Origin of the sequence: Variovorax paradoxus NBRC 15149 (genome assembly GCF_001591365.1) — a bacterium.
GTDB classification, from domain to species: domain Bacteria; phylum Pseudomonadota; class Gammaproteobacteria; order Burkholderiales; family Burkholderiaceae_C; genus Variovorax; species Variovorax paradoxus.
In genome coordinates this window covers 538,841-553,695 of the sequence record NZ_BCUT01000005.1, presented here as the reverse complement: position 1 = coordinate 553,695, position 14,855 = coordinate 538,841, and the positions used below count along the sequence as shown (strand labels likewise).

Here is a 14,855-nt window from a genome sequence, read left to right as displayed (position 1 = left end):
GTATTGCATTCCCCGGCCCTCTTCGCCCCCGCACGCAGAAAAATCTATTCGGCCGCGCGCCGCAGCGTGTCGACCACGGGCCTGCGCAGCACGTCGCGCAAGCCCCACCAGCCCGCCGCCAGCGCCAGCACCGCGCCCGCGAGCGCACCGGCGATCGGCACGATGGGCGAGGCCGTCCAGGTGAAATCGAACACGTAGCGTGCAAGGCCCCAGCCGATGGCCGAGGCCACGATGCTCGCGAGGAAGCCCGCCAGCAGGCCCACGCCCGCCAGCTCGGCGCGCTGCACCTGGCGCAGCAGACTGGCCCGCGCACCCACCGCGCGCATCACCGCGAACTCGCGCGCGCGCTCCTCGCGCGTGGCCGTGACCGCGGCAAACAGCACCACCAGCCCCGCCGCGAGCGTGAAGCCGAACAGGAACTCGACCGCGCGGATCACCTGGTCGAGCACGCGCTGCACCTGGTTGATGGTGGCGCTCATGTCGACGTTGGTCACGTTGGGGAAGCTGCGCACCAGCGCGTTGTCGAAGCCGCGGGTTTCGGGCGCGCGGAAGGCGCCCATGTAGGTCACCGGCACGTCGGGCAGCGCGGCCACGGTGTACATCACGAAGAAGTTCGCATGCATCGAACCCCAGTCGACCTTGCGCAGCGAGGTGATGCGCGCATCGTTCTGCATGCCGCCGATGTCGAAGCGCAGCACGTCGCCAAGCTTGAGGCCGAGCGTCTCGGCCAGGCCTTCCTCCACGCTCACTTCGCCGGGCGCATCGGGCTTCCATGCGCCGGCCACGATGCTGTTGTGCGCCGGCGCCTCCACGCTGTTGCTGAGATTGAACTCGCGGTCCACCAGGCGCTTGGCGCGGTCTTCCGGGTAGTCGTCGGGCGACACCGGCTTGTCGTTGACGGCCACAAGGCGGCCGCGGATCATCGGATACCAATCGAACTTGCGCACGCCGGCATCGCGCAGCGACTTCTGGAACGCGCTGCTCTGGTCGGGCATGACGTTGATGACGAAGCGGTTGGGCGCATCGGGCGGCGTGGCCTTGCGCCAGCTCGCGACCAGGTCGGTGCGCAGCAGCACCAGCAGCACCAGCGCGAGCAGGCCCACGGCCAGCGCGCTGACCTGCACCACCGCGTAGGCCGGCCGCGCCGAGATCTGGCGCGTGGCCAGCACCAGCCAGCGCGGCGCGGTGCTTTCATTGACGCTGCGGCGCAGCACCTTCACCGCAAGCCAGCTCAAGAGGGCGAACACGGCCACCGCGCCCGCGAAGCCGCCGACGGCGATCAGGCCCAGCTTCAGGTCGCTGCTGGCCGCGATCAGCAGCGCCGCGAAGCCGGCCACGCCAATGCCCAGCACCGCGAGCGAGGCCGGCTTGAGCCCGCCGACGTCGCGCCGGATCACGCGCAGCGGCGGCACCCGGGCCAGCTGCAGCACCGGCGGCAGGCCGAAGGCGAACAGCAGCGTGAGCCCCATGCCCAGGCCGAAGGCCACGGGCCACAGGGTGGCCGCGGGCAATGCCGTTTCGACCAGCCCTGCGAGCAGCACCACGAATACGTAGTGCACGCCAAAGCCGATCGCCACGCCCAGGCTGCTGGCCACGATGCCGACGACGGCGAATTCGAACGAATAGGCCAGCGCGATGGTGCGCTGGCTCTGGCCGAGCACGCGCAGCATGGCGCAGTCGTCCAGGTGGCTGGCCGCGAAGCCGCGCGCGGCCAACGCCACCGCCACGGCCGACAGCAGCGCCGCGAGCAGCGCGACCAGGCTCAGGAATTTCTCGGCGCGGTCCAGCGTCTGGCGCATTTCGGGGCGCCCGCCTTCGAAGGAGTCGAGCCGCACGCCGCGCAGCTCACCCTTCTTGATGGCGGCCTCGGCCCAGTCGGAAAAGCGCTTGACGGCCGCGTTCTCGCCGGCCACGGCATAGCGGTAGCCGACACGGCTCGCAGGCTGCACGAGGCCGGTGCGCGGCACGTCGGCCTGGTTGATCATCACGCGCGGCGCAAAGCTCATGAACCCCGCTCCGCGATCCGGCTCCAGCGTGATCACGCGGCCGATGCGCAAGCTGCTGTCGCCAAGAAGAAGCGCGTCCCCCAGCTTGAGCGCGAGCGAATCCAGCAGAGAAGCGTCGACCCAGACCTCGCCCGCCGGTGGAATGTCGCGCGTGATGCTGCCGGGCGCATCGGGGGCGCTGGCGGTCTGCAGGTTGCCGCGCAGCGGATAGCCCGCGGCCACCGCTTTCAAGGCCACCAGCTTGCTCGCGCCGCCCTGGGCGTCGTCGGCCCGCGCCATGGTGGGAAAGCCGTAGGTGCCGGAGCCCTCGAGCCCGAATGCACGGGCCTGTGCGATGAAGGCCGCAGGCGTGGGGTTGTCGCTCACGACCACCGCGTCGCCGCCGAGCAGCTGCCGCGCATCGCGCTGCAGGCCCCCCTTCAGCCGGTCGGCAAAGAAGCCGACCGCCGTGAGCGCGGCCACGGCCAGCAGCACGGCAACGATCAAGAGGCGCAGTTCGCCGGCGCGCAGGTCGCGCCACAGGGTGCGCCAGCCAAGGCGGAAGGAGGCATTCATGGGCGAGACGATAGCCGACGCGCGTGCGCCGGCGCCTTTCAGGGGCTTGTCGCGAGCAGGGAAACAGGCTTTAGGCCGGATTGCGGCGCGCGAGTTCCGGCTGCAGCACCAGCCGGTCGATGCCCGCGTAGCAGACGAAGTGCCGGTTGGTCGCGCGGCCGATGGCGCACAAACCCACGCGCGTTGCGACCTCGTGGCCCATCTGCGTGATGCCGCTGCGCGAGACCACGATCGGCACGCCCATCTGCGCCGACTTGATCACCATCTCGCTCGTGAGCCGGCCGGTGGTGTAGAAAACGCGGTCGCCGGCCAGCGCGCCAGGCGGCTGCATGGCGCACCAGCCCGCAATGGTGTCGATGGCGTTGTGGCGGCCCACGTCTTCCACGAAGGAGTGCATCGTGGCCTCGGTGCCGCCGGGCTCGAGCGTGAACAGCGCGCAGCCGTGCACCGAGCCGGCCGACTTGTAGGTGCTCTCCTGGAGCCGGATCGCGTTGACCAGCGCATAGAGCTGGGCCTGCGTCATGCGCGTGGGCGGCAGCTGGAGCTTGTCGATGTCGGCCATCAGGTCGCCGAACACGCTGCCCTGGCCGCAGCCGGTGGTCACCACCTTCTTGGCGGTGCGCTCCTCGATGCGGTCGATGCCGGCATGCGTCTTGACCGCGGCGGCACCCACCTCCCAGTCGACCGTGACCGACTCGACGTCGCTGGCCGCTTCGATCAGGCGCTGGTTCAGCAGGTAGCCCAGCACCAGCAGTTCGGGCTGGGCGCCGAGCGTCATCAGCGTGACGAGTTCGCGCCGGTCCACGTACACCGTGAGGTCGCGCTCGGCGGGAATGGAGACGGTGCCGCGCGCGCCATGCTCATCGACGACCTCGACTTCGCGCGTCAGCGCGGCGCGGGCCTGGGTGAGACGCGGGAGCGGCAACGGCAGCGGCGTCGTCACTGCGCCTTCGGCGTGGGATTGGCGGCGGCGGCCGGCTGCGTGGTGCTGGGCGGCGATGCGGCCGTGGTGGCCGGCGAATGCGCGCCCGCAGCCTCGATGGGCTTGGCTTCCGCTGGCGGCGTGAAAACGAAGGGGCCGGGGTCTGCGCAGGGCGGCGTGGCAGGCGCCGGCGGCACCGGCTTGCCGGCCGCGGTGGCGCTCGCGCGGTACTTGGCCGCGACGCGGTCCTGCGCCTGGCAGAGCTTGTAGGCATCGACCTTGCCGCTCCAGGCGGTCTTGGCGGCGGCTTCGGCGGCCTTGGCCTTGGCCTCGGGGGTGGCGGGAGGCGGCGGCAGCTTGGCCCAGGCCGCGGGCGCCGCCAGCGCGAGCACCAGCAGCGATGCGCAAGAAAGATTCAACGGCAGCTTCATGAGGGTGTTCCTTCGGCGGGTCTCACGGGCCGCGCGGCCGGTGCAGCGGCCGAGCCGGCCGGCGCCGTGCGCTGCGCAGGGATCTTGCCCGCGGCGATGTCGTCGTACCAGAGTTCGTGGTGCTCCTTGGCCCAGGTCTCGTCGACGTAGCCGGTGCGCATGGCCTTGTAGGCGCCCGTCATGCCGAGCGTGCCGATGTAGATGTGGCCCATGATCATCGCCATCATCAGCAAGGTGGCGACGCCGTGCACCATGTGCGCCACCTGCATCTCGCCGCGCGTGTAGACGAAGCCCGGCAGCAGCTTGTCCAGGAAGAGCCCCGAGCCGATGATGAAGAGGCCGAGGAACAGCACGCCGCCCCAGAAGACCAGCTTCTCGCCCGCATTGAAGCGGTGCGATGGCACTTCCTTGCCGCCGAACAGGCCGCCGAAGCGCGCGAGCCATTGCAGGTCGCTGGCGCGCGGCAGGTTGTCGCGGATGAAGGTGAAGACCATGAACACCGTCGTCACCACAAACAGCGGCCCGACGAAGTTATGGACGTTCTTGAGCGCGTAGGCAATCCAGCCGAAGAGCGCGCTGCCCATCCACGGCATCAGGAAGAACTTGCCGAAGGCCATCACGATGCCGGTGATGGCCAGCGTGACGAAGGCAATGGCGTTGGACCAGTGCGTGGCGCGTTCGAAGGGCGTGAAGCGCTCGATCTTGCGGCCGGTTTCCTGGCCGTGCAGGCGGATCGGGCCGCGCGTGAAATAGAAGATGGCCAGCGCCAGCAGCACGACGAACAGCAGCGCCGCGCCATAGGGAATGATCCAGTCGTTGCGCACCTGGCGCCAGGCTTCGCCGGCATTGGTGAAGCGCGAGCCGGGGTACTGCACGAAAGGCTGGATCAGGTTGCCGGCCTCGGGCGCCTGGCTTTTCGGCAGGCTGCTGTAGCCGGTCACGCCCTGCCCCACCTGGCGCCACATCGGCGCGTTGTTGCCGGGCTGCACCTTCATGCGCTCGCCATTGGTCTGGTTCGCGTAGTTGGGGTCGGCGCTGGCTTCGGGCTTGACCTCGAAGATGTTCTGGCCGCGGATGCCTCCCGCGGCGGCCTCCGGCGCGGCGGTTGCGGCAGGTGCCGCGGGTGCGGACGCCGTTCCAGGGGCGGCCGGCGGCTGCGCCTGCGCGAAGGCCGTACCCAGCACGGCACAGCAAAGAGCGAGAGCGGTCAGCGCTTGCTTCATGGGCTCTCCGTTCAGTTCTCTTTGTTGTATTCGTTCTGCCCGTTCTGCGCGCGGGTCTTGAGCTGCTGCTCCCAGGCGGTCTTGTCGCCGACCTTCCAGCCGGGCGCGGTGAACACCGTGCCGGCGTTCTCCTGGGTGCCCGTGCCGCTCCAGGGCACGGCGTCGTGCTTGACGCCCTGCGCGTTGGTCTGCGGCTTCTCGCCGCAGGCCGCGAGGCAGGTTGCGGCCAGCGCAACGCCGGCGAAGACGAGGCCCGGCCGCTTCACTTGCGCACTCCACCGGCCGGCGGCGTGCCGGCCTGCTGCGAGCCGTAGGCGGTGCCCCAGCCCCAGACTTCGGCGCCCTTGCCACGCTGGACCACGCGGGTGCGGAAGATGTCGGCCACCACGTCGCCGTCGCCGGCCAGAAGCGCCTTGGTCGAGCACATCTCGGCGCAGGCCGGAAGCTTGCCTTCGGCGAGCCGGTTGCGGCCGTATTTCTCGAACTCGGCTTCGGAGCCGTTGGCCTCGGGGCCGCCGGCGCAGAAGGTGCACTTGTCCATCTTGCCGCGCACGCCGAAGGTGCCTTGCGAGGGGAACTGCGGCGCGCCGAACGGGCAGGCGTACGAGCAGTAGCCGCAGCCGATGCACACGTCCTTGTCGTGCAGCACCACGCCTTCTTCGGTGCGGTAGAAGCACTGCACCGGGCACACGGCCATGCAGGGCGCGTCGGAGCAGTGCATGCAGGCCACCGAGATCGATTTCTCGCCCGGCACCCCGTCGTTGAGCGTGACCACGCGGCGGCGGTTCACGCCCCAGGGCACCTCGTTCTCGTTCTTGCAGGCCGTGACGCAGCCGTTGCATTCGATGCAGCGTTCCGCGTCGCAGACAAATTTCATTCGTGCCATGGTGCTTCCTTATGCCTTTTCTACGTTGCAGACCGTGGTCTTGGTCTCTTGCATCATGGTCACGCTGTCATAACCGTAGGTCGTGCCGGTGTTGATGGCCTCGCCGCGCACCACGGGGGCTGCGCCGGCGGGGTAGTAGCCGAGCATGTCGGCACCCTGCCAATGGCCCGAGAAGTGGAACGGCATGAAGACCGTGTCGGGCCCCACGCGCTCGGTCACCAGGGCCTGCACGTTGAGCTTGGCGCCCGTGGGCGTGTGCACCCAGGCGCGCTCGCCGTTGCGGATGCCCTTCTCGGCCGCGACCTTGGGGTTGATCTCGATGAACATCTCCTGCTGCAGCTCGGCGAGCCAGGGGTTCGAGCGGGTTTCCTCGCCGCCGCCCTCGTATTCGACCAGGCGGCCCGAGGTCATCACGTACGGGAACTTCTCGGCCACCTTGTCGGCGATGTTCTTCTGCTGCACGCTCTTGTAGAGCGTGGGCAGCCGCCAGAACGCCATCTTGTCGTCGTGCGTCGGGTACTTGGCCATGAGGTCGGGCCGGTTGCCGTACAGCGGCTCGCGGTGCTGCGGGATCGCGTCGGGAAAGTTCCAGACCACTGCACGCGCCTTGGCATTGCCGAAAGGATGGCAGCCGTGGTTCTTCATGAACACGCGGATCATGCCGCCCGAGCTGTCGGTCTTCCAGTTCTTGCCTTCGGCCTTGGGCTTCTCGGCCTCGGTGAGTTCGTCCCACCAGCCCAGCTTCTTGAGCAGCACGTGGTCGAGCTCGGGGTAGCCGGTGGTGATGTCGGCGCCCAGCGAATGCGAGCCGTCCTCGGCCAGCAGGTTCTTGCCGTCGCGCTCCACGCCGAAGTTCGCGCGGAAGTTGCCGCCGCCTTCCATCACGTGCTTGGAGGTGTCGTACAGGTTGGGCGAGCCCGGGTGCTTGAACTCGGGCGTGCCGTAGCAGGGCCACGGCAGGCCGAAGTAGTCGCCCGTGAGGTCATAGCCGTTGGCCTTGTCCTTCACGCCGGCCTTGGCCTTGAGCGTGCGCACGTCGAAGGCGCCCATGTTGCGCATGTGCGCCTGCAGCCGCTCGGGGCTCTGGCCGGTGTAGCCCACGGCCCAGCAGGTCTTGTTGATCTCGCGCAGGATGTCGTCGGGCACGGGCTCGTCCATGCCCTTGACCTTCTGCATCTTGTAGTTCTTGCTGAGTTCCTTGCCGAAGCCCAGGCGGTCGGCGAACTGCTGCATGATCATGTGGTCGCTGCGGCTTTCCCACAGCGGATCGATGACCTTCTCGCGCCACTGGATCGAACGGTTCGACGCCGTGACGGAGCCGCTGGTCTCGAACTGCGTGCATGCGGGCAGCAGGTAGACGGCGCGGTTCTTGTTGAGGTCGTCGGGGTTGCCGGGCATGGCCGCCATCGCGGCGGTGGCCGAGGGATAGGGGTCGACCACCACCAGCAGGTCGAGCTTATCCATGGCGCGCTTCATCTCGAGGCCGCGCGTCTGCGAGTTGGGCGCATGGCCCCAATAGAACACGCCGCGCAGGTTCGAGTCCTGGTCGATCAGCTCGTTCTTCTCGAGCACGCCGTCGATCCAGCGCGACACGGTGATGCCGGGCTTGGTCATCATCGCTGGCGACGCGAAGCGGCCCTTGATCCATTCGTAGTCCACGCCCCAGGTGGCGGCGAAGTGCTTCCACGAGCCTTCGACGATGCCGTAGTAGCCGGGCAGCGAATCGGGGTTCGGGCCCACGTCGGTGGCGCCCTGCACGTTGTCGTGGCCGCGGAAGATGTTGGTGCCGCCGCCCGACTTGCCCACGTTGCCGAGTGCCAGCTGCAGGATGCACGAGGCCCGCACGATCGCGTTGCCGATGGTGTGCTGCGTCTGGCCCATGCACCACACGACGGTGCCGGGACGGTTCTCGTTGAGCCAGGTCGCCACCTTGAGCACCTGCGCCTCCTTCACGCCGCAGGCCTCCTCGACCTTGTCGGGCGTCCACTTGGCCAGCACTTCCTCGCGCACCTTGTCCATGCCGAAGACGCGGTCGTTGATGTACTGCTTGTCTTCCCAGCCGTTCTTGAAGATGTGGTGCAGGATGCCGAACAGGAAGGCGATGTCGGAGCCCGAGCGGATGCGCACGTACTCGTCGGCCTTGGCCGCAGTACGCGTGAAGCGCGGGTCGACCACGATCATCTTGCAGCCGTTCTCCTTGGCATGGAGCATGTGCAGCATGCTGACCGGATGGGCCTCCGCGGCGTTGGAGCCGATGTACATCGCCACCTTGGCGTTGCGCATGTCGTTGTACGAATTGGTCATGGCGCCGTAGCCCCATGTGTTCGCAACGCCGGCAACGGTGGTCGAGTGGCAGATGCGCGCCTGGTGGTCGCAGTTGTTGCTGCCCCAGAAGCTCACGAACTTGCGCAGCAGGTACGACTGCTCGTTGCTGTGCTTGGACGAGCCGATCCAGTAGACCGAATCGGGCCCGCTGGCCTGGCGCAGTTCCTTGAGCTTGGCGGTGATCTCGTCGAGCGCGGTGTCCCAGTTGATGCGCTCGTACTTGCCGTTGACCAGCTTCATCGGATAGCGCAGCCGGTATTCGCCGTGGCCGTGCTCGCGCAGCGCGGCGCCCTTGGCGCAATGCGCGCCGAGGTTGATGGGCGAATCGAACACCGGCTCCTGGCGCACCCAGACGCCGTTCTCGACCACCGCATCGGAGGCGCAGCCGACCGAGCAGTGGGAGCACACGGTGCGCTTGATCTCGACCTTGCCGGCGCCTACCGCCGTGGGCCGTGCTTCGCCGGCCGCCTCGGCCTTGCGCATCAGCGTGAGCTGGCCCGCGGCCAGGCCCACGCCCACGCCGAGCCCGGAGCGCCGCAGGAAGGCACGCCGGTCCATGGTGGGCAGCGCGCCCGAAAGGCCGCGCCGCAGGCTGTGGATGAACGGGGAGGACGACTCGCGCTCCCCTTGCCGCGAAACACTGTTCGCGGGGGCTGTTTTCTTGGTCAACAACATCTTGGGCGTTCCGCTTCAGGCCGAAGCGGTCTTGTAGTAGCGCTTGACATGTTCGCTCAGCGAATAGCCGCCGCCTTTTTCAGGCGCGGGCTTCGCCGCGGGCGCAACGGCCTCGACGGCCTCGGGGGCCGGCGCGACCTTGGGGAGCACCGACACCGCGGCAACCGCGGCACCGGCGCCGGCGGCACCTAGAAAGAAACCTCGACGCGAGGCCGGCTTGTTGCCGACCGCTTGGCTGTCCTGCATGTGATCTCCAGGAGTGGCTGGGGGCAAAACCAGATATGAACTGATTTGCATACATCTGGATACTAGTCGAGACCCTTATTCCCGACTATCAAGCTCTTCCTTTGGAAAAGGTTAACCGAGCATGTCGAAGCCCTGGACCTCGACCTCGGCGAAGGCCCGGGTGAAGCCGGCCAGCGACGCATAGAAATGCGCCTTCGGATGTTGGGCCACTGCGTCGCAGAGCGTCGGCAGCCACGGCTGCAGATGGGTGGCGAAAAAAGCCTGTTGCTGCGCGAGGTTGGCCACCGCCGCGTCGTCACCGGCAATAAGGTAGCGCATCACCTCGAACAGGCAGGCAACATGGTCTTCGCTTTCGGAGACGGAGTCGCCGCGCGCGAGGCCCAGGCGGGCCAGGTCGGTGCGCAGCAGCGCGAGCGGCTTGTCGTTGAGAAAGCCGCTCAGGTAGTGCGAGCCGAAGAGGTAGATCTCGGGCTTGCCCATGCCGCCGAAGAGCGCGTCGTACTCGGCATGCACCGCGGCCGCGTCGGTGCCGCGCGCTGCGCCGACCAGCTGGCGCCACGGCTCCTCGAGGAAGGCGCCGGCCGCGGGCGCCTCGGTGGGCGCCACGCCGAAGGCGCCGAGCAGCTCGGCATCGGGCGCCGCATACCAGAGGCGCGCGAGCAGGCCGTAGACCTCGGCGCGCGCAATTTCCTCGTCGAGGGCGTAGGTCATCGGAGGAAACTGGCTCATAGCTGCGTGATCTTCATTTCGTTCTGCGCGCTGTACAGGTCGATCACCCGGCAGTCGCTGCACATCTTGAGCCGCTCGAGTGCCTCGCCCTGGAACATGGCGTGGCCCGCAAGCTTGCCGAGCATCGCCTCGATCGCCTTCTGCGTGCCGAAGGGCTTGCTGCAGCGAATGCAGGCCCAGGGCTTGGCCTCGTTGAGCAGCACGGGCTGCTTGCGCTCGGGCGCGGCCAGCAGGCGCGGCACCAGCGCAATCGCGTTCTCGGGGCAGGTGGTTGCGCACAGCCCGCACTGCACGCAGTTCTTCTCGATGAAGCGCAGCTGCGGCGCATTCTGGTTGTCCTGCAGCGCGCTCGCAGGGCAGGCGCTCACGCAGGCCAGGCACAGCGTGCAGCTGTCCTTGTTGACCGTGACCGCGCCAAAGGGAGAACCGGCGGGCAGCGCAATTTCAAGCGCTGCGGCGGCATCGGCAGGCGGCGCCGACAACGCGGGCGCCTGTTCCATCAGGTGGTCGAGCGTCATCTCGAGCGTGCCGCGCTTCTCGGCGCCCACCGCGAAGCGCGCCGCGGTGGCGGGCACGCGCTGGCGCGTGGCGCGCAGGCCGGCCAGGGCGGCATCGAGCGCGGCCGGCGTGCCGGCCTCGAGCAGGTGGAAATGCGTGCCGGTGTAGCCCAGGCCCGTGAGCAGCGCCTGCGCAACGGCCATCTGCTTTCTCAGCGCATCGAGGTACTGCGGCGCCTCCTCGCCGGTGGCGAGCACGGCCACCTGCGAGGCGCCGAAGGCGATGGCGCTGAGCCACAGGTCGATGCCGGTGCTCGCGACATGCATGAGCGCCACCGGCAGCACATGCGCGGGCACGCCGGCGAGGCCGTCGCGCTTGCCGCGCCCCAGCTGAGCCGCGCGGCCGAGCTGTTCGATGAGCGCCTGCCCGCCCTCTTCGCTGTGCAGCAGCACCGTGGCGTCGCGGCCGCCGGCGCCAAGGTAGGTGGCCAGCAGCGTGCGCAGCTTGCGGCCCTGGTCGGGCGTGCGCGGGTAGGTGTAGCCCAGCGCGCCGGTCGGGCACACGGTGGTGCAGGCGCCGCAGCCCACGCACAGCTGCGGATTGACGACGATGCGCTGGCGCTCCTTGTCGCTCGAGATGGCGTGCGCCGAGCAGACCTCGACGCAGGCGTTGCAGCCCACCACCTCGTTGCGGCTGTGGGCGCAGAGCTTCTGCTTGTAGTCGAAGAACTTCGGCTTCTCGAATTCGCCCACCAGCTCGCGCAGGCGCAGCACGGTCGACAGGCCTTCGGCATGCGCGAGCCCGCCCGCCAGGTGGAAGTAGCCTTGTGGCGGCGCATGCCAGTCGATCAGCGCGTTCGCGCCCAGGTCGAGCACCAGGTCGAACTCGGCATCGAGCGCCTCGGGTGCCCGGCCGAAATGGATGGCACCGGCCACGCTGCAGGCTTTTTCGCAGTCGCGGTGCGAAGTGCACCTGGCCAGGTCGATCTGGTAGTCGAGCCCGATCGCCTGCTCGGGGCAGGCGCCAAGGCAGGCATTGCAGCGCGTGCACAGGTCCAGGTCGATGGGGTTGTCGCGCGTCCACTTCAGCGAGAAAGCGCCGAGCCATCCCGTGAGCGATGCGATGCGCCCCGCCATCACGGGCCAGCGGCGTTCCTGCGCGCCGCCGGCCGCGCCCGGGCCGGTGGAAAAGATCGAGACCTGCAGCGAATCGGCGACCAGCGCGGCGGCCTTCTCGGCCGCGTCGAGCGGGCCGACGATCAGGAGCCGGCCCTGGCTTGCGTAGCTCACGGTCGAGACCGGATCGGGCTCGGGCAGATGGGCCACGGCCAGCAGCGCGGCGATCTTGGGGCTTGCGCTCTTGGCGTCGCGGCTCCAGCCGCCGGTTTCGCGGATGTTCACGAAGCGGATCGGCGAAGTCGCGCCCTCGGTCTGTTCGGCCAGTTCGGTGAACAGCCGGCGCTCCTGCGTGCAGGCCACCACCACCTCGTCGCCCGAGCGGATGGCGCGCTGGAAGGCCGGCGCCTCGCGGCGGCACAGCGTGGAATGAAGGGGCAGCGGCTCAGCCAGCGCCGCGCCGAGCGTCTTCGGCTCGAGCGGCATCGTCTGGTTGCAGTCGCAGATCAGCGTTGTGGTCATCGGTCTTCTGGCTTGCGGGCTGCACGTTTGCAACCTGCTGGCTGGGGAGGAATTCCTCCGGAGGCTCGGACTGTGCCATGTCCGGCGGCGCGGCGGCTTGCGGGGTTTCCGCGGGTACTGCAGGTGCCTGTTGCACCTCGGCTTCTTCCTCGTGCTCGAACAGCCTGAGGAACTTGGCGCTGGCCATCTGGCGCAGCACGCTGTCGGGGATGGGCGTCGACCGGGAGTAGTCGTCGATGTAGGTGTCCATGCCGTCCATCACATTGAACTGCGGGTCGGCAAAGAGCTTTTTGAAAGCAGTGTTCTTGACCTCGGGCGCGACGTTCCTGGCCACGAAGGGCCGGAAGTCGGACTCGGGCGTGAGCGCCTGTGCGTCGGCGAGCGTGGGCGGGGGGATTTCCGCTTGCGCTTCGGAGGATGGGCCGGCTTCCGGGCCAGCCGCCGCGGGCAGGGGTGCTGCCGTATCGATGCGCGCGGCGGCCTCCTGCACCTCTTGCGCGGCGGGAGGCGGCAACACCTCTTCGCGCGCCTCCTGCTTGCGCCGCGACCAGCGGCCGAAGAAATTCTCAGACATCGCCCGCTCCGCGTCCGCGCTTCTTCTCGGTCGACACGCTGGCCGCATTGCCGAAGCGGTCGACCAGCGGGCGGAAACTCTCGGGCCGCTTGCGGCGCTTGGGCTCGATCACGTAATGCGCCTGCACGAAGCCGCGCATCCACTCGATCACCTCTTCGGGCGCGGGCACCTGCTCCACCGTTTCCTGCGCGTCGAGCCAGCGGCCGGCCTCGTTGTAGCTGAGGCTCACCACCACCGGCCGCGCGATCGGCTCGTCGGCGACGGTGGGCTCTTCCTCCATGCGCCACAGCACGAACCAGCAGGGCGCGGGCGTGGTGGCATTCAGGTGGTAGCCCTCCACGTCGTCGCGGAACAGCTCGGTCTTGAAGCCGGGGTGCAGCCAGCGCTGCGCACTCTCGTTCGCCTCGAGCAGGCGCGGCTCGGTGCCGAAGCCGGGCTGGTCGGGGCCGACGCTTTCGAGAATCCAGCGCCAGGACTGCCAACGGCTCTCGACGCGCTCGCGGCGCATCACGACGGCAACATCGATGGAAGGATTCATGCGGCGATCGTAGCGCCGCCGCATGCCGCTTTCGCGCCGAGGGTCATCCGCGGCCGGTTGCGTCCTGCAGCAGCAGGCCGCGCAGCTTGCGGTGCAGCGGCGAAGCCTCGGCGGCCGGCACGCCGCCCGCCTCGCGCAGCGCGAAATCGCGGCTTTGCGCGTTGTGCAGGTCGATCTCGCGCACCACCTGGCCGTCGCTGTAGACGAAGGCCACGTCGGCCAGCGCCAGCACGTCCTCGATGTCGTGCGTGATCATCAGCACCGGAATGCCCCACTGGCGGCGCACCTGCGCGAGTTCCTGGCGCAGTTCGCTGCGCAGCATGGGGTTGAGCGCGGCAAAGGGCTCGTCGAGCAGCAGCACCTGCGGCTGGCAGGCCAGCGCGCGGGCCAGCGCCACGCGCTGCTGCTGGCCGCCCGAGAGCTTCTGCGGCCGGCTGTCGGCCAGCGCCGCCAGGCCGAAGCCTTCGAGCAGCGCCTGCACCCGCTCGGCCTCACGCGGCGGCAGCCGGCGCCGGTGCCAGGCGGTCAGGCCGAAGGCCACGTTCTCGCGTACCGACAGGTGCGGGAACAGCGCGTAGTTCTGGAACAGGTAGCCGATGCGCCGCGCCGGCGCCGGCACGTCGATGCCGCGGGCGGAGTCGTAGAGCGTGCGGCCGTCCAGCCGCACATGGCCCGCGGACGGATGCAGCAGCCCCGCGATGGCCTGCAGCGTGAGCGTCTTGCCCGCGCCCGAGGGGCCGTAGAGCGCGGCAAAAGGCACGTCGGTCGCGAAGCGCGCCGCCAGGTCGAAGCGCCGGGCGCCATCGGTGACGGTGAGCTTCAGGTCGACGTCGATCATGGCTTGCCGAAGCTGTGGCGCGCGAGCACCTCGCGCGCCGGGTCGCTGGAAAGAAAGGCCACGAAATCGCCGGCCAGCGCCTTCTGGCGGCTGTCGGCCACCACCGCGACCGGGTAGCTCACCGGCGTGGCGGTGGTTGGCGCGAAGGCGACCCGGACCTTCTCGCTCATCACGGCCGCATCGGTGCGGTAGACGAAACCGGCCTCGACCTCGCCGCGGGCCACGTAGTCGAGCACCTGGCGCACGCTGTCGGCCTGCACGAACTTCGGCTCCAGCACGCTCCAGAGCCCCGCGCCTTCCAGCACCTGCCGCGTGTAGCGGCCGACCGGCACGGTGGCGGTCTTGCCCACGGCAATTTTCCGGACGCCCGCGCCGGCCAGGTCCTGCAGCGACTGGACGCCGGCCCCGTCCCTGGCCGGCTCGATCAGCACCAGGGCATTGCTTGCGAAGTTGCGGCGCGTGGCCGCATCGATGAGCTTCTGTTCGGCGGCGCGGCCCATGGTCTCCTGGTCGGCGCTAGCGAACACGTCGACCGGCGCGCCCTGCCCGATCTGCTGCAGCAGCACGCCTGAGGCCGCGAAATTGAAGCGCACCGCGGCGCCCGGCTTCGCCGCCTCGAATTTCGGCCCGAGTTCCTTGAACGCGTCCGTCAGGCTGGCGGCCGCGGACACGGTGATCTGCTGGGCCGCTGCAGCGAGCGGCAGCGCCATGGCCAGGACAAGAAGCAGGAGGCGGAACGCACGCATGTTGGTTTCCAGATTGGGGATAAGGC

General features: G+C 69.0%; 14 protein-coding genes. All 14 read right to left on the bottom strand.

Going from position 1 to position 14,855, the window contains the following annotated elements; all coding sequences use genetic code 11:
* Positions 1-44 precede the first annotated feature (44 nt).
* The 14 genes from VPA02S_RS22995 to modA all read right to left on the bottom strand — a co-directional run bounded on the left by VPA02S_RS22995 (position 45) and on the right by modA (position 14,829).
* Positions 45-2,561 carry an ABC transporter permease gene (locus VPA02S_RS22995; protein WP_062365755.1) on the bottom strand — a complete coding sequence of 839 codons (2,517 nt, stop codon included), beginning with the start codon at positions 2,559-2,561 and terminating at the stop codon, positions 45-47.
* 70 nt (positions 2,562-2,631) lie between these two features.
* Positions 2,632-3,504, bottom strand: a complete 873-nt coding sequence (locus VPA02S_RS22990; protein ID WP_062365754.1) for a formate dehydrogenase accessory sulfurtransferase FdhD — start codon at positions 3,502-3,504, stop codon at positions 2,632-2,634.
* Complete coding sequence (locus tag VPA02S_RS22985) at positions 3,501-3,914, bottom strand: hypothetical protein (protein ID WP_062365752.1); 414 nt, start codon at positions 3,912-3,914, stop codon at positions 3,501-3,503. Before VPA02S_RS22985 ends, VPA02S_RS22990 begins: the two co-directional genes overlap by 4 nt.
* Entirely contained in the window at positions 3,911-5,137 is a 1,227-nt protein-coding gene (locus VPA02S_RS22980; protein WP_062365750.1) for a formate dehydrogenase subunit gamma, read from the bottom strand. Before VPA02S_RS22980 ends, VPA02S_RS22985 begins: the two co-directional genes overlap by 4 nt.
* 11 nt (positions 5,138-5,148) lie before the next feature.
* Entirely contained in the window at positions 5,149-5,403 is a 255-nt protein-coding gene (locus VPA02S_RS22975) for a hypothetical protein (RefSeq protein ID WP_027730200.1), read from the bottom strand.
* Positions 5,400-6,023, bottom strand: a complete 624-nt coding sequence (gene fdh3B, locus VPA02S_RS22970) for a formate dehydrogenase FDH3 subunit beta (RefSeq protein ID WP_015866837.1) — start codon at positions 6,021-6,023, stop codon at positions 5,400-5,402. Before fdh3B ends, VPA02S_RS22975 begins: the two co-directional genes overlap by 4 nt.
* A 9-nt stretch (positions 6,024-6,032) precedes the next feature.
* On the bottom strand, positions 6,033-9,023 hold the full coding sequence (locus VPA02S_RS22965; protein WP_062365748.1) for a formate dehydrogenase subunit alpha: 2,991 nt from the start codon (positions 9,021-9,023) through the stop codon (positions 6,033-6,035).
* 15 nt (positions 9,024-9,038) lie between these two features.
* Positions 9,039-9,269, bottom strand: coding sequence for a hypothetical protein (locus VPA02S_RS22960; protein ID WP_018906449.1), 231 nt, complete (start codon positions 9,267-9,269; stop codon positions 9,039-9,041).
* Positions 9,270-9,380: 111 nt separating this feature from the next.
* Positions 9,381-9,998, bottom strand: a complete 618-nt coding sequence (locus VPA02S_RS22955) for a TorD/DmsD family molecular chaperone (protein ID WP_062365746.1) — start codon at positions 9,996-9,998, stop codon at positions 9,381-9,383.
* Entirely contained in the window at positions 9,995-12,133 is a 2,139-nt protein-coding gene (locus VPA02S_RS22950) for a 4Fe-4S dicluster domain-containing protein (protein ID WP_244883719.1), read from the bottom strand. Before VPA02S_RS22950 ends, VPA02S_RS22955 begins: the two co-directional genes overlap by 4 nt.
* A complete protein-coding gene (locus VPA02S_RS22945) occupies positions 12,057-12,707 on the bottom strand; it encodes a DUF3306 domain-containing protein (RefSeq protein WP_062365743.1) in 651 nt (216 codons plus the stop codon). The genes VPA02S_RS22950 and VPA02S_RS22945 overlap by 77 nt, the downstream gene beginning before the upstream one ends.
* Positions 12,700-13,269, bottom strand: a complete 570-nt coding sequence (locus VPA02S_RS22940) for a DUF3305 domain-containing protein (RefSeq protein ID WP_062365734.1) — start codon at positions 13,267-13,269, stop codon at positions 12,700-12,702. The genes VPA02S_RS22945 and VPA02S_RS22940 overlap by 8 nt, the downstream gene beginning before the upstream one ends.
* Before the next feature lie 19 nt (positions 13,270-13,288).
* Positions 13,289-14,083, bottom strand: a complete 795-nt coding sequence (locus tag VPA02S_RS22935) for an ABC transporter ATP-binding protein (protein ID WP_015866843.1) — start codon at positions 14,081-14,083, stop codon at positions 13,289-13,291.
* Positions 14,080-14,829: a molybdate ABC transporter substrate-binding protein gene (gene modA, locus VPA02S_RS22930; RefSeq protein ID WP_062365732.1), complete on the bottom strand. Its 750-nt coding sequence runs from the start codon at positions 14,827-14,829 to the stop codon at positions 14,080-14,082. Before modA ends, VPA02S_RS22935 begins: the two co-directional genes overlap by 4 nt.
* Positions 14,830-14,855: the final 26 nt, after the last annotated feature.